Annotated in this window: 22 protein-coding genes and 1 riboswitch; of the genes, 7 read left to right on the top strand and 15 right to left on the bottom strand. The window is 44.0% G+C overall.

The window, feature by feature from the left end:
• Nucleotides 1–11: 11 nt before the first annotated feature.
• The 5 genes from BLT53_RS20360 to BLT53_RS20340 form a co-directional block, all read right to left on the bottom strand.
• The gene (locus BLT53_RS20360; protein WP_090237912.1) at nucleotides 12–668 is read right to left on the bottom strand and encodes a potassium channel family protein; all 657 of its coding nucleotides are present in this window, start codon (nucleotides 666–668) and stop codon (nucleotides 12–14) included.
• An 88-nt stretch (nucleotides 669–756) separates the two neighbouring features.
• Nucleotides 757–900: riboswitch (cyclic di-AMP (ydaO/yuaA leader) on the bottom strand.
• 77 nt (nucleotides 901–977) lie between these two features.
• The gene (locus tag BLT53_RS20355; protein ID WP_090237909.1) at nucleotides 978–1,760 is read right to left on the bottom strand and encodes an undecaprenyl-diphosphate phosphatase; all 783 of its coding nucleotides are present in this window, start codon (nucleotides 1,758–1,760) and stop codon (nucleotides 978–980) included.
• Nucleotides 1,761–1,849: 89 nt separating this feature from the next.
• Nucleotides 1,850–3,352, bottom strand: a complete 1,503-nt coding sequence (cls, locus tag BLT53_RS20350) for a cardiolipin synthase (protein ID WP_090237907.1) — start codon at nucleotides 3,350–3,352, stop codon at nucleotides 1,850–1,852.
• 90 nt (nucleotides 3,353–3,442) lie between these two features.
• Entirely contained in the window at nucleotides 3,443–3,625 is a 183-nt protein-coding gene (locus BLT53_RS20345) for an asparagine synthase (RefSeq protein ID WP_090237905.1), read from the bottom strand.
• 114 nt (nucleotides 3,626–3,739) lie between these two features.
• Nucleotides 3,740–4,195, bottom strand: a complete 456-nt coding sequence (locus tag BLT53_RS20340) for a MarR family winged helix-turn-helix transcriptional regulator (RefSeq protein WP_170834449.1) — start codon at nucleotides 4,193–4,195, stop codon at nucleotides 3,740–3,742.
• Nucleotides 4,196–4,293: 98 nt separating this feature from the next.
• Between BLT53_RS20340 and BLT53_RS25205 the strand changes: the two genes are divergently transcribed.
• Nucleotides 4,294–4,461 carry a hypothetical protein gene (locus BLT53_RS25205; protein WP_170834448.1) on the top strand — a complete coding sequence of 56 codons (168 nt, stop codon included), beginning with the start codon at nucleotides 4,294–4,296 and terminating at the stop codon, nucleotides 4,459–4,461.
• Between the two features lie 126 nt (nucleotides 4,462–4,587).
• Here BLT53_RS25205 and BLT53_RS20335 read toward each other — a convergent pair whose 3' ends face one another.
• Nucleotides 4,588–5,217 (bottom strand): hypothetical protein, encoded by a 630-nt coding sequence (locus BLT53_RS20335; protein ID WP_170834447.1) that lies wholly within the window; start codon nucleotides 5,215–5,217, stop codon nucleotides 4,588–4,590.
• Between the two features lie 134 nt (nucleotides 5,218–5,351).
• On the opposite strand from BLT53_RS20335, the gene BLT53_RS20330 reads away from it, so the two are divergent.
• Nucleotides 5,352–5,894, top strand: coding sequence for a histidine phosphatase family protein (locus BLT53_RS20330; protein ID WP_090237896.1), 543 nt, complete (start codon nucleotides 5,352–5,354; stop codon nucleotides 5,892–5,894).
• Between the two features lie 87 nt (nucleotides 5,895–5,981).
• Nucleotides 5,982–6,659: a CAP domain-containing protein gene (locus BLT53_RS20325; protein ID WP_090237893.1), complete on the top strand. Its 678-nt coding sequence runs from the start codon at nucleotides 5,982–5,984 to the stop codon at nucleotides 6,657–6,659.
• Between the two features lie 124 nt (nucleotides 6,660–6,783).
• Here the strand turns inward: BLT53_RS20325 and BLT53_RS20320 are convergent, their stop codons facing one another.
• Together BLT53_RS20320 and BLT53_RS20315 are read right to left on the bottom strand one after the other, a co-directional pair.
• On the bottom strand, nucleotides 6,784–8,214 hold the full coding sequence (locus BLT53_RS20320) for an ATP-binding protein (RefSeq protein ID WP_090237890.1): 1,431 nt from the start codon (nucleotides 8,212–8,214) through the stop codon (nucleotides 6,784–6,786).
• Between the two features lie 158 nt (nucleotides 8,215–8,372).
• Complete coding sequence (locus BLT53_RS20315; protein ID WP_090237887.1) at nucleotides 8,373–8,948, bottom strand: TlpA disulfide reductase family protein; 576 nt, start codon at nucleotides 8,946–8,948, stop codon at nucleotides 8,373–8,375.
• Nucleotides 8,949–9,237: 289 nt separating this feature from the next.
• On the opposite strand from BLT53_RS20315, the gene motA reads away from it, so the two are divergent.
• Both motA and motB read left to right on the top strand, forming a co-directional pair.
• The gene (gene motA / locus BLT53_RS20310; RefSeq protein WP_090237884.1) at nucleotides 9,238–10,023 is read left to right on the top strand and encodes a flagellar motor stator protein MotA; all 786 of its coding nucleotides are present in this window, start codon (nucleotides 9,238–9,240) and stop codon (nucleotides 10,021–10,023) included.
• A complete protein-coding gene (gene motB / locus BLT53_RS20305) occupies nucleotides 10,016–10,795 on the top strand; it encodes a flagellar motor protein MotB (RefSeq protein ID WP_090237881.1) in 780 nt (259 codons plus the stop codon). The genes motA and motB overlap by 8 nt, the downstream gene beginning before the upstream one ends.
• A gap of 25 nt (nucleotides 10,796–10,820) precedes the next feature.
• Here motB and BLT53_RS20300 read toward each other — a convergent pair whose 3' ends face one another.
• Nucleotides 10,821–12,119 carry a M48 family metallopeptidase gene (locus BLT53_RS20300; RefSeq protein WP_090237878.1) on the bottom strand — a complete coding sequence of 433 codons (1,299 nt, stop codon included), beginning with the start codon at nucleotides 12,117–12,119 and terminating at the stop codon, nucleotides 10,821–10,823.
• 87 nt (nucleotides 12,120–12,206) lie between these two features.
• On the bottom strand, nucleotides 12,207–13,034 hold the full coding sequence (locus BLT53_RS20295; RefSeq protein WP_090237875.1) for an HAD family hydrolase: 828 nt from the start codon (nucleotides 13,032–13,034) through the stop codon (nucleotides 12,207–12,209).
• Between the two features lie 131 nt (nucleotides 13,035–13,165).
• Between BLT53_RS20295 and BLT53_RS20290 the strand changes: the two genes are divergently transcribed.
• Nucleotides 13,166–13,846 carry a DUF421 domain-containing protein gene (locus tag BLT53_RS20290; protein ID WP_090237870.1) on the top strand — a complete coding sequence of 227 codons (681 nt, stop codon included), beginning with the start codon at nucleotides 13,166–13,168 and terminating at the stop codon, nucleotides 13,844–13,846.
• A gap of 13 nt (nucleotides 13,847–13,859) precedes the next feature.
• Here BLT53_RS20290 and BLT53_RS20285 read toward each other — a convergent pair whose 3' ends face one another.
• From BLT53_RS20285 to BLT53_RS20270, 4 genes are all read right to left on the bottom strand, one after another.
• Nucleotides 13,860–14,732, bottom strand: a complete 873-nt coding sequence (locus BLT53_RS20285; protein WP_170834455.1) for a glycerophosphodiester phosphodiesterase — start codon at nucleotides 14,730–14,732, stop codon at nucleotides 13,860–13,862.
• A 142-nt stretch (nucleotides 14,733–14,874) separates the two neighbouring features.
• Nucleotides 14,875–15,750 carry a Cof-type HAD-IIB family hydrolase gene (locus BLT53_RS20280; protein WP_090237865.1) on the bottom strand — a complete coding sequence of 292 codons (876 nt, stop codon included), beginning with the start codon at nucleotides 15,748–15,750 and terminating at the stop codon, nucleotides 14,875–14,877.
• 298 nt (nucleotides 15,751–16,048) lie between these two features.
• On the bottom strand, nucleotides 16,049–16,360 hold the full coding sequence (locus tag BLT53_RS20275; RefSeq protein WP_090237862.1) for an AzlD domain-containing protein: 312 nt from the start codon (nucleotides 16,358–16,360) through the stop codon (nucleotides 16,049–16,051).
• Complete coding sequence (locus BLT53_RS20270; protein ID WP_090237859.1) at nucleotides 16,350–17,069, bottom strand: AzlC family ABC transporter permease; 720 nt, start codon at nucleotides 17,067–17,069, stop codon at nucleotides 16,350–16,352. Before BLT53_RS20270 ends, BLT53_RS20275 begins: the two co-directional genes overlap by 11 nt.
• Before the next feature lie 100 nt (nucleotides 17,070–17,169).
• On the opposite strand from BLT53_RS20270, the gene BLT53_RS20265 reads away from it, so the two are divergent.
• Nucleotides 17,170–17,730, top strand: coding sequence for a helix-turn-helix domain-containing protein (locus BLT53_RS20265; protein WP_090238098.1), 561 nt, complete (start codon nucleotides 17,170–17,172; stop codon nucleotides 17,728–17,730).
• 99 nt (nucleotides 17,731–17,829) lie between these two features.
• On the opposite strand, the gene lpdA is transcribed toward BLT53_RS20265, so the two are convergent.
• A complete protein-coding gene (lpdA, locus tag BLT53_RS20260; RefSeq protein ID WP_090237856.1) occupies nucleotides 17,830–19,263 on the bottom strand; it encodes a dihydrolipoyl dehydrogenase in 1,434 nt (477 codons plus the stop codon).
• Nucleotide 19,264: the final 1 nt, after the last annotated feature.

Below are 19,264 nucleotides of genomic sequence, written 5' to 3'. Positions count from 1 at the left end.
GCCACAGAGGGTTACACCCCCTCATTTTCAAATGTATTGAGATCTCTGTTTTGCCCAATCACTACAAGAACGTCTCCTTGTCTCAGCACCACATTGGCAATAGGGGAAACGAGAATATCGTCCCCTTTTTTTATGGCCACAATATTGCACCCATATTTGGCGCGGATATCAAGCTCGGTTAACGTTTTCCCTGCCAGCTTGTCTGTTACTCCTACCTCGATAATGCTGTGCTCATGAGAAAGTTCAATAAAATCGATAATTTTTTCGGAGGTGATCAACTGGGCCACGCGGAGGGCCATATCCCTTTCCGGATGAATAATCCGGTCTGCCCCAAGCTTATCAAGGACTTTATGGTGATAATCATTCGTTGCTTTGACCCATACCTTTTTAACACCGGCCTCTTTCAAGAGAAGGGTCGTCATAATACTGGATTGGATGTCTTCACCGATTGATACAATGACATGGTTAAAATTACGGATACCGAGCGCTTTCAATGCTTTTTCGTCCGTCGAGTTTGCCTGAACAGCCTGAGTGGCAATATTGGCGAACTCATTGACCCGTTCGATATCTTTATCCACCGCCATGACTTCATGGCCCATTTTTGCAAATTCTCTGCATATGCTGCCGCCAAAACGCCCCAATCCAATGACCGCAAACTGCTTGTCCATTCTTTTCTCTCCTTGTATGTCAGATATCCCTTTTGGCAAATAAAAAAGACCATCAAAAAAAATGGTCAGCCACTATCCAAACTGTCCCTTTCTTCCTGTTTAACGCTTACGAGGTTAGCTGACGGATTAGGAATCGGAAGTATCCCCTCTTTCTTAAAAAGATTCACCCCAAATGATTGGTTCCCCCGCTTTTAAGGTCGTACAAAATCTTAAAATTAAGCGATCAAAAGGCTATGCGATTTTGAATAGTTATAATGTAATCCTGCAGGAATCAAATGTCAATCCTTTCTTTCCTTCCTTCATAAAAGGTTAAAAAAGACCTGCCGCCTGCATGCCGAGAATGGCGAATCCAAGCAGCCAGACATAGATGGCAAATCCTTTTAACGAGCCCTTTTTTACGAGGGCAATCATCCACTTAACCGCCAAATAACCAAAAAACGCGGACATCACCGTGCCGAGAAACAAGGAAAAAAAGGAAAGCCTTTCTGCCTGGCCCCCGAGTACATCTTTTATCTGCAAAAGACACCCACCTGCAATGGCAGGAATGGATAACAGAAACGAAAAATAGGCTGCTGTCCCCCTGTCAATTTTCCTGAAAAGCGCTGCGGCGATGGTCAGGCCTGATCTCGAAACCGCGGGCAATATGGCAGCTCCCTGAAAGCTGCCGATCAGAACGGCATCCATTATTGTGATGTCTTCCAATTCCTTATATCCCCTGGATTTCATGGTATCTGCAAGCCAAAGAATACAGCCCGTGGCAAGAAACTCCCAGCCTACTGTAATTCCAGTTCTTGAGATTTCCTCAAAGTAATCCTTAAACGAAAGCCCGATAATCACGGTGGGAATAGTTCCCGCAACAAGAAGAAGTGACAGCCGGCTAAAAGGCTGACGAATCAGTTCCTTTATTTCTTTCCAATAAACAGTCATTACCGCAATCAGTGTTCCAATGTGAAGCATGCTGTCCAAAAACAAGCCTGCTTCATCCAGCCGAAAGAAATGCCTTCCCAGCAGCAAGTGGCCGGTGGAGCTGATCGGCAAAAATTCAGTTAATCCTTGTATGATCCCCAACACCACTGCTTCAAGCCAATCCATGCGATCACCTCTTATCACTCAGCATGATAAAGGTTATTCGCATGAGGACAAGGATAGTACAGTTTCCGAGAACCTTGAGGGACATCTTTTTACAGGACTCCGGAAAACAGCCTGGCGGTGGATTCCTTCGTCCTTTCCCATACGCTCCTTTTATAAAAACCTACGGGCCTGATTTTTTCACTTTCTTTTATATCTTCTTCATAATGTTCCACAAGCTCTTTGATGGAGGAGGTCCCCGTGAGGAACACGTTAACTTCAAAATTCAGATGAAAGCTCCTCATATCCATGTTTGCCGTGCCGATGGAGGCAAGATCTCCATCCACAATGATTACTTTCTGGTGCAAAAATCCTTTTTTATAGGAATATATTTCGATCCCGCTGCGCAGCAATTCCGGAAAGTAGGACCTGGTCGCATATTGGGTAAGAAACCCGTCATTAATTTCCGGTACCATAATCCTTACCTGAATCCCTTTTCTCGATGCGATCCTGAGCGCAGTCCGAATAGACTCTGTCGGTACAAAATAGGGTGTGGCAATCCATATCGATTTGGTGGCACAAGAGATCATGGAATAGTATAAATCGCTCATGATGCCTTCCTGGGTATCCGGACCGCTTGGCACCACCTGAACGGCACCATCCCCCTTCACTGGTTTCGGGGTTAAATATTCTTCGGTTTCCAAAAGGTATTCGTCACTTACATAATCCCAGTCGAGCAAAAATATGGCGTGCAGCGTTTGCACCGCTTCGCCTTCCATTACCATGTGGGTATCCCTCCAGAAGCCCATCCGTTCATCTTCACCCAGATACTCAATCCCTACATTCAGGCCTCCAACAAAGCCTACCGCACCATCAATGACTATGATTTTGCGGTGATTTCGAAAATTAAATTTTTGGTTGAAAAATCCGTACTTAATAGGAAGAAAGGAATACACATGAATCCCTGCCTTCTCCATCCTGTCCACTTCGGTTGCAGACAGGGACAAGCTTCCAACAGCATCATACAGAAAACGGACCTCAACACCTTCTTTTGCTTTTTCAATCAGAATATCAATGATTTCCTTTCCCAGGCGGTCCGATCTAAAAATGTAATACTCAATATGTATGTAGCGCTTCGCTTCTGAAAGACGTTTTTTTATTTCAGGAAATGTTTCGTCTCCATTTTTCAAAATGTTTGTTTGGGTTGCTGTATTTTGAAAGGTCATTGTGACGTTGTGGGAGAAACGGGCAAAGCATGCCTGATGATCATTAAAATCAGAGAAGTCGGGCTTTTGCTCCCTTTTCGCCAACAGTTGAAGTTCTTCCCGGTCATGTTTGCGCTTAGTCCGGAACAGGTGTCCTTTTAAGTAAAGCTGACCTGAATACAGATAAAAGATATAGCCTAAAAGCGGCAGGAAAATAAGGGCATAAATCCAAACCAAAGTATGCTGGGCTGTCCTGTTTTCCAATACCAGGGAATACAATGTAATCAGGACGATGGAAGCATACACGGCAGCGAAGCCCCATTTCCAATAAAGGCTCAAGTCAGAAAAAATAATGACATATAGTGCAGCGATCATTATGAGTACAAAAATAAATTCAATAATCCGTTTCATGGCACATTCTCCTACTGCTAATGAATTTATATGAAAAATTCCCTATAAAACCTCTCTTTAAACAGAAAGAGGGAGAAAGAACTCTCCCTCTTACCATTCGTCTCGATCATGTTCAAATAAATCAATGACTCCAAGTAAAATGTGCGCCAATCCAAAGCCAAGCAGAACCTTTGAAAGACCGGAATATTTTCTGGTGGATGCTCCAAACGAAAAAGAGGCCAAACTCACAATGGTTCCCAGTACAGTTGGGATCATCCCTTCTCTTCTCAGCATAGCAGCACTACCTCCTTTAGATGGAATAACTTTAGTATTTTCAACTTTACGGGGAGTATGATACACAAAGAAGGTTTTTACACAAAAAAAACAACGGGAAAAATTCCCGTCGCTTTAAGGGGCCAAGGTCAAGGCTTCATGCTGTTTAGTGTCATTTCCGAATTTATCATAAATCGTAATCAGTGTTTCAAGGTCGTCCCTGGAAATTCTGCTCAGCAGATTCTCCATGCTTTCAAGCCGGCGCTCTTCCGCTTCCTTTAATATCACACTGCCGGTTTCAGATAATTCAAGGTATACAATCCTGCGGTCTGCTTCACTGCGATAGCGCTGTACATAATTTTTTTTATACAGTCGGTCTACGGCAACAGTCACAGCACTTGGCTTTACTTCAAGCACCTCCGCCAACTCTGTAACTGTCCAGCGGTCCCTTTCCGAAAGCATTTTCATAAGGATGTATTGGGTCCGTGTCAAATCTCCTTCACCTGTTGTTTCCGGATGCAAACTTTTTGACAGGATATAATGAGCCACTTCCAGCTTTTCTACATATGCCTTTAGTCCTTCTATTTTCATTGAATAGAGTCCCCCAACTTTATGATCTAATAACATTATACTAAAAAATCTAAACATTGGAAATTTATTTTTTTGAAAATTTGGTTTTTCTAGGCTGAATGACCCATTACAAAGGCAAAATGATGATGATTACTGGAAAGTTTATGGCGAAGAGGATTGAAAAGTTTGCTAAAAGGAGGCAGTTAAAGGAAAGTGGAATGCGAAGCAGAAAAATGGGCCGTTTCATCATGGCACTTGTCCAGACATCAGCCGGCAAACGAGCATAATGTAATCATGTAGAGAATATCACTCTCTCTGCCGGCCAGATGTCTCACCGGCAAAACAGCACTTCCCCACCCCAATTCTTCATCATGCGTGCCATTTTGCCATAATCAAAACGATTATGGCTTTTTTTATTTTTTGGGGAGATGAAACGATGAGTATGCGTCTGTAAATTTGGACAGTTCAGCCGGCAAATCTCCTTTTGCAAACACCTGCTGAATTTCCCGGTGTGTTATCTCCATTCTCGACAAAGCGGGGTAAATGGAGAAATCCGATTTCTGATTATAACGGGTTCCCATGGTTTGAAACGCCTGAAGTGTGGATTCTTCAACGCCATTCACGTATTGGTGAATCTGATGAATTTGCTGCACAATCATTAAATATTCAGCTTTTAATCGCTGCATTTCGTCAATTTTCTTTTTCATGGTCCTTGTTGCCGCATCAACTTCCCGGTCTCTTGCCTGCAGCAGCGTATCAACAAATTCCTTCATCCTGTCATTTTTGCTTTCTTTCAGATCATCGAGATGTTCCATTGCTCCTCTTTCTTTTGCCAGTAGACGAAGATACTCATCCTTGCTCTCATGGAGAGCTTCCATATCCACTCTTGAATTTCTTCGGCCGTATTGCCCAAGTAGATGTTCATATTCTCTTGACGCTGTCTCCTTTTGTCTGTTAATCACTTTCCAACGCTCATGCGCCTCTTTTATACGTTGCTCATAATCCTTGCTCATTTGATTGAATTGCTTAAGTTCGGGATACACACGCTTTGCTCCTTTCATCTGGATCGACGATAACGGAAAAATTCTCCTGTTACAGTATTCGTTAAAGGATTTTGATTTAGCGGCCTCGAAGCATACAGAGTTATGAACAATACATAGTAGAAAGAGGATCAGTCATGAAACGAGTTATCGCCGTTCGGCATTGTAAGGCATCTGGTCAGGAAAGAAATGCTGTACTTACAAAAGAAGGAATATCCCAATCACAAAAATTGAAGACCTTTTTAATGATGAAACCAATTGAACGGATCATTTCAAGCCCCTTTGTCCGTGCTGTGGATACTATCGAGCCGCTGGCACACTTCAAAAACCTGCCCATCGAAACGGATGAGCGCCTGGGTGAACGGATATTGTCTTCAAAGGATCTGCCAGACTGGCTCGATCACCTTGAGTATTCGTTTACCAACTTTGAAGCAGTACTTGAAGGTGGCGAGTCCAGCCAGCGTGCAACCGACCGTGTAAGTGAGTTAATTCAAGACATCCAAACCTCCCCGCATCAATGTACCGTTGTAGTGACCCATGGAAATTTATTGGCGCTGTTGTTAAGAACGTTTGATGAGCGCATCGGTTTTTCCGAATGGAAGCAGCTTTCTAACCCGGATGTGTATGAAATCTTTCTGGATGAGGGCCGTATCCAAAAAATCTGGCCGTTAAACTGGTAGTTGTTTCCAGACCCCCAGCCAGGGTCACCTACACCCGAAACCTGTGTTGTAGTTAACATCACTATACAAAACGGGAGGAATTCATCCATGAAAAAGGTAGTAGTAGCTTCAATTCTAGGTGCATCTCTTTTTGGTGTGAACACAGGGATTTCACATGCGGCAGATTGCCCACAATCACAAAACGTACAGGTACAGCAGGATCAATCCAATGCTGATATCAATAAATTAATCGAATCTCTTAAGAAACAAGGATTCGATGTGCAAGCTCAAAACGTTGAGCAAAAACAACAGCAAGCTCCAGCTAAAGAAAAAACACAGGCAGCTCCTAAACAAGAGCAGCAAAAAACAAGTGAAGCTCCAAAATCTGATGCTGCAGCAGGACAGCTTACAGCTGATGAAAAACAAATGGTGGATAAAGTAAACCAAGAGCGTGAAAAAGCAGGAGTAAAACCACTTCAAGTGGACATGGAGCTAACTAAAATGGCCCGTGTAAAGGCACAGGACATGATCGATAATAACTATTTCGATCACAATTCACCTAAATACGGTTCTCCATTTGATATGATGAAGCAATTTGGCATCCAATACCAAACAGCAGGTGAGAACATTGCTGGAAACTCTTCAGTAGATGGAGCTCATACTTCACTTATGAACTCTCAAGGACATCGTGAAAACATCCTTAAATCTGACTACACTAAAGTCGGCATCGGAATTGTGGACGGTGGAAAATACGGTAAAATGTTTGTACAAGAATTTACCGGATGATAATAGATTTGAAAGGGGCAGGCCTTAAAGGCTGCCTCTTTTTTGATGACAACCAAATCAAAAAAAGCCAACGAAAACACCTGCTGAAGCAGTATGGTTAAAGTCAGCTTTCCATCGAGCTCATTTAGGGGGATAGAGGCAAAGATATTTCAAAGGTCGTCCCTTTTCCCACTTCACTTGACACATCCACGGTACCTTTATGGTTTTCAATAATTTTATAACTGACCATCAGTCCGAGACCGGTCCCGTCTTCTTTTGTGGTATAAAAAGGTTTTCCAATTCGATTTAACACTTTGTTAGGCATCCCTGTTCCGTTATCCGTGAAGGTAAAGTGAATATACTTGCTGTCTTTGCGTTTGGCTGTAATTGTAATCTTGCCGCCAGTATTACTTGCTTCAATCGCATTTTTTATCAGGTTGATAAACACTTGTTTCATCTGAAACGGATCACAATGGCTATCCGGAAGATCTTCTTCACATACAAGGTCAAGCGTGATGTTTTTTAAGATCGCCTGTGTTTCAAGGAGAGAAACCGTTTCCTTCAGCGTATTGACCAGGCTGATTTTCTGTACCTCTTGGCGGTCCGTTTTGGCCAGGAGCAGAAATTCTTTAATAATATGGTCAATTCTGTCCACCTCGTTCAGAATAATGGAATAATACGCCTCATGAGCCTGTCCCTCGTTCTGCATGAGCTGTACAAAACCCTTCAGGCTTGTTAAGGGATTGCGGATTTCATGGGCAACACCAGCAGCCATTTCCCCAACTACATTTAATGTTTCTGCTTTGCGGAGCCGCTCCTGGGTTTGTCTCCGTTCAGTAACATCCTGTAAAATGCCCAAATGGACCCCGGGAAGAATGTCCTTTTTCCCCATAAACTCAATCAGCCTTTTATTATGTGCACTTCCACGGTTAAACTCCCACCTGTACGCCGGGTCAAGTAAGAAAAGATCCCAATTCAGGGATACGTCAAATCCAGCCTCCCCATCAATAAATGCATCTATTTTGCTCCGTTCGACATCATAAGGACTGATACCGAGCAACCGGCGGGCGGCGGGATTGGCATCAAGAATGACACGGTTATCATCCAACAGCAGGGTAGGATGGATACTATGATTAAATATTTCTTTATATTTTTCCGACGATTGCCTTCGCTCTGCAACGTGATGAATATGCCCGGAATAATCTGCAGTAGCCCCTGCTACTTCGATTACTTTTCCATTGGAAAAGACAGGGGTAAGCGAGGTATACAGGATTCTTTTGCCATTACCAGTCTTGTAAAAACACGGCATCCCATTAAAAGCTTTTTCAAAATAGGGCTTCAATTGTTCTGCCGGCTGACCGGTGGCCATTTCCCCCGAACCCATAAAGTGAAAACCCAATTCATCGGCTATCACGCCTTCCGAGAAGGTAATTGTATAGTTTCCGGCAGCTGTTCGTTTTAGTCGAAAATAGTGGACGGAATCCATTTCCAAGGTAGTAATCTGCATATCCTCCCTAAGAGGTTGTTCTTGCGGCCTCTGCAGTTTCATCATCTTTACCAAAGATGGTTCAACCATGGTTATAACCCCTTTTCCTCCATAGTTGGATCGATATAGCCTCCCATTCCCCCTTTACTATTTCGCTAAAAAGTCAAAAACTCCTAGTAATCGAATTGCCTAATTTTTCATTGTAAAATTTTAGGATAAAAAGACTAAAACACTCATTGAATAGGGGGTTATTTGGAACGTTTAATAAACTCTGACATAAGACTTGGAGATAACGCACCAATAATTTTTTTTTGGACCACTCCATTGGAATCAATCAAATAACTGGTAGGAAGGGAAACAGCCTGAAATTTTTTACTGATCTTCCCTTCCCGGTCAAGCAGAATCGGGAAGGAGGCTTTTCGATTCTCTACATAATCGGAGACTGCCTCCGTACTTTTTTCCGTATACCAGAGATTGATTGCCACAATTTCCAGCTGATCATCTTTATGACGGCTGTACATCTTCTGCATATCCGGCATTTCTTTACGGCATGGAGGACACCATGTAGCCCAGAAGTTCAAAATGACTTTTTTCCCCCGAAACTCTTTTAACGAAACCGTTTTTCCTTCCAACGAGGTCAAAGTCGCATCAGGAAGGGTATTGCCGGGCTTCAGGCCTGTTTGACCGTTTCCCTTAACCGGTTGAAAGCTTTCTGACGGCTTTGGATTTTCTCGGGAACTGTTGGATTCCTTTTGGGACGTCCAGACACCAATCCCAATCAGTGCAATCAGTACTAAAATTATCAATAATGGTTTTGTTTTCATGAGAAAGCCTCTTTTTGTCTTTGAATTGTTTACAGCTTGAAAAAGAAGCACAATGGATCCTTTTGGCTGTTCATTGTTTGCAGGTTTTACTGCTATTATACCGATTGAGTTTTGCTTTGTCTTATCCTATCGGAAAGTAGTTATAAAGCTAACGTACGAAATTTCGAATTGGATGACCTTTTTTCATAAATTCTTTCACCTGTCTCCCACTATGGACCTATAAATATCCGTTTGGACAAGCCGATATATATAGCATACGAAAATAGCAAAAAACGAGGATGAAACAAAAATGGACAAAACATCAGTTATCGGCATCATCATGGGCATCATCGCCATAGGAGCCGGGATGGTTCTAAAAGGGGTTGCACTTTCTTCACTATTTAACCCTGCGGCATTACTGATTATTTTTGCAGGGACGGCAGCAGCTATACTGATTGCCTTTCCGCTGCATGAAGTAAAAAAACTTCCCGGCCTTTTTAAACTATTGTTTACAGACCAAAAGATCGTTTCCATAGAAGACCTGATCCGCCTTTTCATCGAGTGGGCGACGATTGCAAGAAAAGAAGGCCTGCTTGCTCTTGAGCCGATGTCGGAAGAAATTGATGATTCTTTCTTAAAGCAGGGAGTTAAAATGATCGTGGATGGGCAATCCCCCGAATTTATAAAAGATGTCTTATTGAAAGATCTCGAGACCATGGAGGACAGGCATTTAAGCAACGCGGCGATTTTTACCCAAGCAGGAACGTACGCGCCGACACTGGGAGTGCTGGGAGCTGTGGTGGGTCTTGTCGCCGCCCTGAGCCACATGGACGATATTGAAGCGCTTGGCCATGCGATATCCGCCGCATTCATTGCCACCCTGTTTGGTATTTTTACGGGATATGTTTTATGGCATCCTTTTGCAAATAAACTGAAGCGAAAATCACAGCACGAGATCTTCATCAAGGAAATCATGATTGAAGGCATCCTTTCCATACAAGATGGAACCTCTCCAAAGATCCTGGAAGAAAAATTATTAACGTATGTACCGTCCAGTGAACGAGAGAAAGTTAAGGAAGGTGTAAATAATGGCTAGAAGAAAGAAGAAGAAGCACGATGATCATGTGGATGAATCCTGGCTGGTTCCCTATTCAGACATGCTGACCCTTCTTCTGGCGTTGTTCATCGTTCTTTTCGCCATGAGTGAGGTCGATGCCTCCAAATTCAAGCAGATGGCCAGTGCGTTCAATGACGAATTTACAGGAGGAACCGGAATGCTGGAGGAACAGGCACCCATTTCTTCTCCAGAAACCGATCCTTTGCCGGACAAAGAGAAGCTTGTTCAACTGTCCCTTCAGGAAAAAGAACGCATGGAAAAGGCGAAGAAGGAGCTGGAATCTCTTCAAGAGGTAAAAAAACACATTGACAATTTTATCGAAGACAAAGATCTGTCAAAAAGCCTGCAGACCAATCTGACGGAAAACGGGCTGTTAATTACCATTTTGGACAATGCACTGTTTGATTCGGGAAGCGCGAAAGTCAAACCGGAATCTGTGGGCATAGGTAAAGATTTATCCAAACTGCTCGTAACGAATCCGCCGCGAAACATTATTATTGCAGGGCATACCGATAACATACCGATCCAGAATTCACAGTATACGTCCAATTGGGAACTGAGCGCCATGCGCGCCATTAATTTTATGCAGATTTTGCGCACCAACCCGAACCTCTCCCCTAAAACGCTCAGTGCCAGCGGATATGGCGAATACCGTCCTAGAGCGAGCAACAAAACAGCAGAAGATAGAGCGAAAAACCGGCGGGTGGAGGTTCTTGTCCTTCCAAACTACAGTCTTGAAAAAGACAAATAAAAGCGGGGCTATATGCCCCGCTTTTTTACTGCTGCTTTTGTTTCTTTGCTTTTTGAAGTTCTTCTGGCTTATATTTGTCCTTGTAGGAATCCAGGAAGGTGATTCTCTCGAGCATAGTGGGATGCCCGTATAAAAAGAATTTCACCAGCTTTGGCGGATTCACCTCACTGAGTCCGGAAATCGTCAGTTTCTGGAAAGCTCCTACAGCTGCTTCCGGTTCTTTGGTCATTTCAATGGCGTACCGGTCTGCATCTTTTTCAGCTTTACGGGAAACCGCGTTTTCCACCGGCCCGGCCAGAAAAGAGAGAAGACTGAAAATCAAGAGCAGAACAGGGAGTCCAGCAATATCCCCTGGTCCTTTAATTCCCCATCGTTTCCCCCATTTTGCCAGGGCCCACATATAGATTTTGCTTCCCAGAAATAACCCGAACAGCGTGAGAATAATCGCTCCGATCAAATTCTGGTACAAGTGGTTCATCACATAATGTCCCATTTCATGCGCCATGACGAATAAAACCTGTTTATCATTCAAACGATCAAGTGTGGTATCCCACAGCACAATCCGCAAATTGGAGCCGATTCCATTCACATAAGCATTCAGGGAGTTTGTCTTTTCTGACATATTCACTTCATAAACATTCGAAGCCGGTATCTCTGCCCGGTCGGCAAGCGTCAAAATCTTCTCTTTTAACGCCTGGTCCTTCAATGGATAAAATTTGTTGTACAGCGGATCAATCACAACTGGCTGGATAAAGTACATGAAAATGGTAAATGGAATGGAAATCAGCCAGGCATACAACCACCATTTCTTTTTGGCTTTCCTGATAAAAAAATAGATCACAACAACGGTGAGAAAGGTAAATAACCATCCCACCCAAAAATCGATGAGGCTGTCCTTCATCCAGCCTTGAAACAGCTGAACCGAAATGTGATAATCCCTGGAGACGGTATAGCTGTAATATCGCAGGGGGAACGTCAAGAGCCAGCTTACAAAGGAAAGCAACAGAACATAAAGCCCGGTATGAACGAGTGAAAACCGGGTGATGCCCTTCACTGCGCCGCCCATCTTTTTCGAAAGGCCAAATCCCAAAACAAGCAGGTAAATCAACCATTCCAATGGAACGGATAGGAAGTAAATCAAGTCTTTCAGCCGGGAAAAATCATAGCTCAGTTTCAACTGGCGGTCGTTCATAAACATGGTCGGATCAGCGGCCGAACCACGGTATTGAATCGGCAGTTCAGTATGAGCTCCATGCAACAAGTAAAACCACATCAGCACACCATATAAAATAAAGCCTACGGCAAACAAAAGTGCCTTTTTCACACGCTCTCCTCCTTACGGACATCCTATTACCTAGTTTAGGTAACTTTGTCCGAAATAGAACAAAAAAGAGCTAAGGTGGCCCATTCTTTAAAAAGCATCGGCCAGCGTGGGAACCACTCTTAAATTATCATGCTGCAAGTGGTAGCCGTGGGGCTGTATGTACACTGTGTTTAGGCCCATTAATAGGGCAGGAGCAATCTCATTGATAAAGTTATCACCTATGGAAACAGCTTTCTCCGGAGCAATCTTCCATTTCGCCAGGATCTCAGACAAGACTTCTTTTGTTTTGACCGGCTTTTGGGAGGATGGATAAATAGCATGGAAAAGTCCGTCCAGATCCAGTTCTTTGAGGAGTCTGAGCACATCATCTTCTTCACTGTTTGTCATTAAGACAAGGTACTTGTCCTTCTTCAGGCGTTTCATGCTTTCTTTTAAACCAGGTGTTTTAGACAGTGAAAATTCATCACTGACCATATAAAGCTTTGTCGCGTTATAGGCATCCCATGTATCCTGCTGGGTAAGGCCGAAATGCATGGCAGTGACATAAGGCAGCCACCATCCGTCACCAATGGCGATAAACCGTTCAAAATCATAGACTAACTCACCGGGATATTCTTTTTTCAACGTATCCTCTTCCATGGAGGAGCCATCCCAGTGATGAGCAGCGGTTACCTGCAGGGTTAAAGGATCGACCGTGATTGCCATGTCTAATTTCAGGTCATACACTTTTCCAACGGCCACCGGATGCAGCCCCTTCTTCATTTTCTCGTACGAACGGTAAAATTCCTCCTGAATCCCGTGGTCTGCCCGTTGCTGGAGCAGACGGCAGTAATAGTCAAAATGGTCCGTGTCCTCGTATAAAGTTCCGTCCAGATCAAAGATTAAAAGCTCACTGTTTTCTACTATATCTCTCAATTCTTCCCCACTCCTTTCCCCATCTATTGTATTCGCAATAAAAGGTGAAGTAAAACATGCTTGATCCTTTTTCTTTGTTTGTGATCGCTGTTTTCCGGCCAAAATAAGACTAGTGAAAAGGAGGTGAGCACATGGACGGAATGGTGGAAACGGCATACAGGACCCTGTTGGGACTGGCTTTCTTATTATTGTTTACAAAAGTTCTTGGCAAAAAACAGCTGGGTGAACTTACATACTTCAATTATGCAACAAGCATTGCCTTTGGAAACATCGTCGGAGAGATGATCATTCATTATCAGGATGTTTCCCTTCCCAACGGGATTGTTGCTGTAGTCATTTGGGCACTATTAATCCTGGGCATTGAATTTCTAGTTAAGCGCTCACCCAAAGCTAAACTGGCATTGGAAAGCGAGCCTGCGATTGTGATAAAAAAAGGACTGATCATGCAGGACACGTTAAATCAGCTGAATCTTGGTATTGATGATTTGTGCATGTTGCTGCGAAATAAGGAGATTTTTACCATAGCAGAGGTGGACTACGCCATTTTTGAGCCTAACGGTCAGCTCAGCGTAATGAAAAAAGCAGCTGATTCCGCTCCGGTGGGCACTTATTTTCTTCCTTCAGAACTCATTGTGGACGGGAAACTGATGAGAGGAAATTTGAAGGAATACGGACTAAATGAAAAATGGGTACAGAGCAAGCTTCATAAAGCCGGCATTGCCTCCAGCGAATCCGTGTTTCTCGCACAGCTTCAAGAAGATGGAACACTTTATATTGCTCCCAAAGACAATACAAAGCCGCTCATTATCTGAACGGCCTCGCGTTTTATTTAGCTTCTGCTTTATGATGAGGATATTGGTTTTCTTTTATAAGCCGGTGAAGCTTATCCGGGAAGTTCGTAAACATTCCGGTTACTCCCCAATCCATCAGCCTTTGCATATCCGTTATCTCATTTACTGTATAAGGATGCACATCCAAGCCGGCTTGACGCGCGGTTTGCACATAGGCTTGGTCCAGGTAATTGAAGTTCGGACCGATTCCGACAGCATATTTCTTCATGTCTGCTGCTTCCTGATCTGTTAGAACAGCATGCTTCTTGTAAGACAATAACTGGATCAGTTTCACGGATGGATCAAGCTCATGCACTTTCATCAGGCTTTCTTTGCTGAATGACTGCACTAGAAGTGTGTCTTTGTTGATGTGATACTTTCTTACCAGCCGCAAAAGCTCCTCTTCCATGCCAGGGTAAACATCAGGTGATTTGGTCTCAATGTAATATTTTTTGTTTTTTGTGAACGTCTTGAAAATTTCTTCAAGCGTTGGAACCTTTAACCCTTCATAGCGTGGATTGGCATATTGCGGGTATTTCTCGTTAAACCAAGAGCCCGCATCCAGCTGTTTAATCTGCTTCAGCGTAAAATCTTTGACCTTTCCTGTCCCATCTGTCGTACGGTCTACCGTTTCATCATGCATCGCAATCAGCTTGCCATCTTTTGTCATTTGAAGATCGATTTCTATGTAATCTCCATGCATGCGGTCACCCATTTTATAAGAAGTGAGCGTATGCTCCGGCGCATAGCCTGACGCTCCCCGGTGGGCGATATCGAGCACGTCATCATGCGGATTGTTTGCCGCTTCCGTCGTTGTCCCCGCAAATAAGCTTGCCCCAAGAACAGCTGCACTCAGCAAAGTTTTCATTTTTTTGTTCAATTTTCTCTCCCCTTCCGCTTTTCCAACTGAGAAAAGCGTATCAAGGGAGTATTAAGCCTGATTGAAGACGAAGTAAATAAACTGTAAAAGTGTGTAACGTTCGGATTACAACACAAAAAAACCCGGCATGTTAAGCCAGGCTCGTTTTCCGTTCTTCGAGATAATTTTCAATGGCATAGGCGACGCCGCTTTCGTCATTTGTCTTGGTCACGAATTTGGCGATATTCTTGATTTCATCATAGGCATTACCCATGGCAACGCTGATGCCCACCTTTTCAAGCATGGAAACATCATTATAATTATCGCCGATGGCCATTGTGTCTTCCAGGCTGATGTTATTCAGCTTCGCGAATTTTTCGAGTGCAACTCCTTTTTGCGCATCTGCGTTGGTAATTTCAAGGTTGTTGTTGGCGGAAGAACTAACGGCAAGATGATCAATCTGTTTCAATCTTTCAACCGAATTGGCCACTTTTTCCGGTTCGCTGGAAAACGCGAGAACTTTATAAATTTCAAGGCCTTCTTTTTCCATCAAGAGATCGTAATCACGGATATACTTGACCGTCCCAAGCTTAAAACGGCGCAATGCTGCTTTATGCACATCGTCTTCTGTCGCATCCGGATTGGAGGTGAGCACGATATCCTTCATCACTTTAAAGGCCTTCTCACGGTTGTCGGTATAGGTTCCCTCACTGGTATAGACCTCATAATAAATATTGTTTGCGCGCAGCGCTTTTTCCACATTAAAATATTGCCTGAACGGAATAGGAATACTGGTGACTTTCTCCCATTTCTCATTACGAATTTCCGCTCCGTTCACACAAATCAGCGGAAGATGCAACTCTGCTTCACCCAGTGTGTAACGTGCTTCATCAAAGGATCTCCCCGTTGCAATAACCACCATATGCCCTTTTTCACGGGCCTTTTGAATAGCTTCCTTGTTTGCTTTAGTAACCTTCAGTTGTTTGCTGACAAGTGTTCCATCCATATCTATTGCTATAAGTTTCATTTAAAAATCATCCTTTATCTCCGTCTTTCCTTTTCAGTGTGCCCTTTTTCATAAAAAAAGAGCTAAGTATAGCTCTTTACCCTTTAATCTCTATGAAAAAAACCTGTAAAAATGTCCAAGAAGGCGTGAAAAACTTCCAGAGACTGAAACAACATGAGGGAAGCTGCTGTCATTGAAAACAAACCGATTAAAGCAAAGCGAATCATATGAAGATACATTTGAATCCCCTCTATCGTTTGGGCATTAATATTATCATAATGATTGAGGAAAGAAAACCTTAACCATCTGTAAATTTATGTTATAATCCCAAAAAAGAGAAGAGGCTTACGGCCAACACCGAGCTTAGGACCACGAGAATGATGTTCCAGTTCAGCCATGAAGAAAGCAACGCTACACCGGCTCCTACAATGCCATACCACACGCTTCCTTCATTGATGTGCAGGATTCCGGGAAAAATCAAGGCCCCAAGAATGGCAAATGGAACATTCTTCAGGATGCTTTGCCATTTCCGGGGGATAACGGCCGTATCCAGGGAAATAAGCGGGAGCACACGCGGAAGATAGGTGACCACCCCCATTCCGGCAATCATCCAGAGCAAATTAGTTTCCATGGGCTTCCTCCTTCATCAAAAACTCAATGCCGGCTGCCGAAATAATGGTGGATAGAATAATTCCCCATCCTCCTGACAGCGGCTCATACAGTGAAAACAGCGAATTCAACAGAGCAGCTGTACCTGCCAGCAGTATGACCTTGCTGGATTTTTTGGCAGATGGAACAAGAAGGCCGATAAACATGGCATATAATGCAACCGCCATTCCGGCCTGAATGGTTTCCGGCAGTCCTGCTCCGATCAGGTATCCGATGCCTGAATTGATTACCCAGCTTCCATAGGCTGTTAATCCGAGACCCAGCATAAAGGAAGAAGCAAGTTTCCTTTCAGTCCGTGTTGCTGCGACAGAAAAGGTCTCATCTGTAATGAGGAAGCCGTAAATGGCTTTTCTCCACTTCGCATCCTCTTCCATTTTCTCGTTCAGCGAAGCACTCATCAGCAAGTGGCGGATGTTCATGATAAAAGCAGTGATAATGATTTCAAAAGCACCTGTACCCGCTGCAATCATGGAAAGAGCAATATATTGGGATGCTCCTGCAAAAACGATTATGCTCATCCCAACCGTTTCAAGCAGTGACAATCCACTTGACTTTGCCAGCAGACCATATGTAAAAGCAATAGGCAAATAACCGATGGCAATGGACAGTCCCGCTTGGATTCCTCTCTTAAAATCATGATTTGCAGCTGAAATAGCAGGAATCGGGATCATGATGAAGAACACTCCTTTTGTTCACTTTATTCAGAATAATATGTTATATTATACACATTGTATGTTATGTAAAACAATTACACAAGGAGCAATTTTTCATATGAATTTAACTGAAATTATAGGTAAAAGATTAAAAGTTATGCGAGGGCAGCGAAGCTGGAGCCTGGACCAGGCCGCCCAGGCAACCGGCGTATCTAAGCCTATGCTGAGCCAGATCGAACGTGGAGAATCCAACCCGACAGTAAGTACGTTATGGAAAATTGCGAATGGGTTTGGAGTATCTTTCAGCTCCTTTGTTGAAGAAGAGCAGCCTTCCATAAAAAAGGTCATTACGAACGAAATCGATCCGATTGCCGATGCCAGCGGCACCTTTCTCGTCCGTCCACTTTTCCCTGTTGAGCGGGGGAAATCGTTTGAAATTTACTCATTGGAGCTACTTCCCGGCTGCAGTTATTCTTCTGAAGCTCACCCAGATGGTGTGGAAGAATACCTGTTAGTCGAAGAAGGCAGCTTTGCACTGACTGTTCACGAAAATACCTTCACATTATCAGCCGGTGAAAATTTGCGATTCGCCGCCAACTTCTCGCACTGTTATCAAAACCATGGCGACACCCCTGCCAAATTGATCATGATGATCTATTATCCGTATCCAAGGGCATAATGGTACAGAGCCCTGCGGTCTTTTCGCCAGGAAGCATTCTAAAAAGGAACGGCACCCCGGAAGTTAGCAATGCTAACTTTCGGGGTGCCGTTGCAAATTTTAAGACGTTGCGGTTTCTTTTTTGCGTGATGGAGGCAAATGGATGGCTCTCCCCGTTGCCTGTTCAACCGCTTCAAGCCAAGTTTCGCTCAATGATGGATGAGCATAGACGGGATACGAAAGATCTTCTTCCCGGGCCGCCATTTCCAATGCCAGTGTACCCGTGCTGATCATTTCAGCCGCTCCCGCACCCATCATGTGCACTCCAAGCAATAGGTCTGTTTTGGCATCTATAACCATTTTAGCCAGTCCCTCCTTTTGCCCGCTAAGACTGGCAAACCCGTTGCCACCCATGGCGAACTGGCCCGTCTTGATCTCAAATCCCTGCTCTCTCGCTTCCTTTTCCGTCAATCCAACAGTTGCGATGGGAGGTGTGCTGTGAATAACATGCGGGACAAGGGCCAGGCTGTATGCAGAGCTCAACCCGGCAATATGTTCGGCAGCCACCTTCCCCTGCTTAATCGCCTTACTGGCAAGCCTCATACCGATGGTGCAGTCTCCAGCAGCATAAACTTCGGGGACACTGGTTTCTCCATATTCATTGACTAAGATATATCCCTCATCATCCATATGAACCTTGATAAATTCAAGACCCAGTTCATTTGTGTTCGGCCGATATTGATCGGTAAAAACCAATACATCGGCATCCACGGTTACCTTTTCCTTATCGCTTTGAAGCGTGATGGCGACCGCATCCATGCCTGCCTCAGCCTCAAGCACCTCAGCATTTTTAAAAAGTTTAATTTTCGCTTTTTTGTATATCCTTTGAAGCTCCCTGGCAATAGATTCATCAAGCCCAAACGTATCATCACTGCAGATCAGGGATACGTGTGCCCCTAAATTACGGAAAGCCATAGCCGTCTCTATGGCGATATAATCCGAACCGCATACTACGAGATGCCCTGGAACCCGGTTTAGGTTTCTAAGTTCCTCCGCGTATATGATTTTCCCTTCAGCCCGGCTGATTCCAGGAGGCATTACCGGCTTGGCCCCTGTTGCAACAAGGGCATTTTCATACTGATACATTTCATAATGATGGCCGGAATCCACTCCAATCCGATTCTCGGACATAAACGTTGCGGTTCCTTTGATCACTTCGATTTTGTTTGCCTTAAAAAGAGCTTCAACACCTTTTTGCAGACCGGCAACTGTTTTCTTTTGATACTTGATAAACAGCGGCCATTCAAACCGTGTTGCCTCTGTCTGTATCCCCATTTCCTTTAGATGGGGCATGGCGGCATATTGCGCAGCCGCGTGAGTCAGAGCCTTGGAAGGAATGCATCCTGTATTGAGGCAGACACCGCCAAGGTCATCTTTTTCAATAAGGGTCACTTCCAGCCCTAACTGTGCAGCACGGATGGCCGCGTTGTAGCCACCCGGCCCTCCGCCCACGATAATCAGCTGCCTTTTTTGGACAAATTCACCTACCACCATC

The sequence above is a fragment of the Fictibacillus solisalsi genome, from assembly GCF_900103485.1.
In the GTDB taxonomy this organism is placed as follows: domain Bacteria; phylum Bacillota; class Bacilli; order Bacillales; family Fictibacillaceae; genus Fictibacillus_C; species Fictibacillus_C solisalsi.
This window is presented reverse-complemented; position numbering and strand designations above follow the sequence as displayed.

Bases quoted from the DNA above. Each gene is read 5' to 3' on its own strand.
- BLT53_RS20340 (WP_170834449.1), bottom strand. From the start codon at position 4,195: ATGAAAATAGAAGGACTAAAGGCATATGTAGAAAAGCTGGAAGTGGCT.
- BLT53_RS20355 (WP_090237909.1), bottom strand. From the start codon at position 1,760: ATGGATTGGCTTGAAGCAGTGGTGTTGGGGATCATACAAGGATTAACT.
- BLT53_RS20330 (WP_090237896.1), top strand. From the start codon at position 5,352: ATGAAACGAGTTATCGCCGTTCGGCATTGTAAGGCATCTGGTCAGGAA.
- BLT53_RS20280 (WP_090237865.1), bottom strand. From the start codon at position 15,750: ATGAAACTTATAGCAATAGATATGGATGGAACACTTGTCAGCAAACAA.
- BLT53_RS20325 (WP_090237893.1), top strand. From the start codon at position 5,982: ATGAAAAAGGTAGTAGTAGCTTCAATTCTAGGTGCATCTCTTTTTGGT.
- BLT53_RS20275 (WP_090237862.1), bottom strand. From the start codon at position 16,360: ATGGAAACTAATTTGCTCTGGATGATTGCCGGAATGGGGGTGGTCACC.
- BLT53_RS20315 (WP_090237887.1), bottom strand. From the start codon at position 8,948: ATGAAAACAAAACCATTATTGATAATTTTAGTACTGATTGCACTGATT.
- BLT53_RS20270 (WP_090237859.1), bottom strand. From the start codon at position 17,069: ATGATCCCGATTCCTGCTATTTCAGCTGCAAATCATGATTTTAAGAGA.
- BLT53_RS20345 (WP_090237905.1), bottom strand. From the start codon at position 3,625: ATGCTGAGAAGAGAAGGGATGATCCCAACTGTACTGGGAACCATTGTG.
- BLT53_RS25205 (WP_170834448.1), top strand. From the start codon at position 4,294: ATGACCCATTACAAAGGCAAAATGATGATGATTACTGGAAAGTTTATG.
- motA (WP_090237884.1), top strand. From the start codon at position 9,238: ATGGACAAAACATCAGTTATCGGCATCATCATGGGCATCATCGCCATA.
- BLT53_RS20265 (WP_090238098.1), top strand. From the start codon at position 17,170: ATGAATTTAACTGAAATTATAGGTAAAAGATTAAAAGTTATGCGAGGG.
- BLT53_RS20290 (WP_090237870.1), top strand. From the start codon at position 13,166: ATGGACGGAATGGTGGAAACGGCATACAGGACCCTGTTGGGACTGGCT.
- BLT53_RS20320 (WP_090237890.1), bottom strand. From the start codon at position 8,214: ATGGTTGAACCATCTTTGGTAAAGATGATGAAACTGCAGAGGCCGCAA.
- BLT53_RS20360 (WP_090237912.1), bottom strand. From the start codon at position 668: ATGGACAAGCAGTTTGCGGTCATTGGATTGGGGCGTTTTGGCGGCAGC.
- BLT53_RS20285 (WP_170834455.1), bottom strand. From the start codon at position 14,732: ATGAAAACTTTGCTGAGTGCAGCTGTTCTTGGGGCAAGCTTATTTGCG.
- lpdA (WP_090237856.1), bottom strand. From the start codon at position 19,263: ATGGTGGTAGGTGAATTTGTCCAAAAAAGGCAGCTGATTATCGTGGGC.
- cls (WP_090237907.1), bottom strand. From the start codon at position 3,352: ATGAAACGGATTATTGAATTTATTTTTGTACTCATAATGATCGCTGCA.
- motB (WP_090237881.1), top strand. From the start codon at position 10,016: ATGGCTAGAAGAAAGAAGAAGAAGCACGATGATCATGTGGATGAATCC.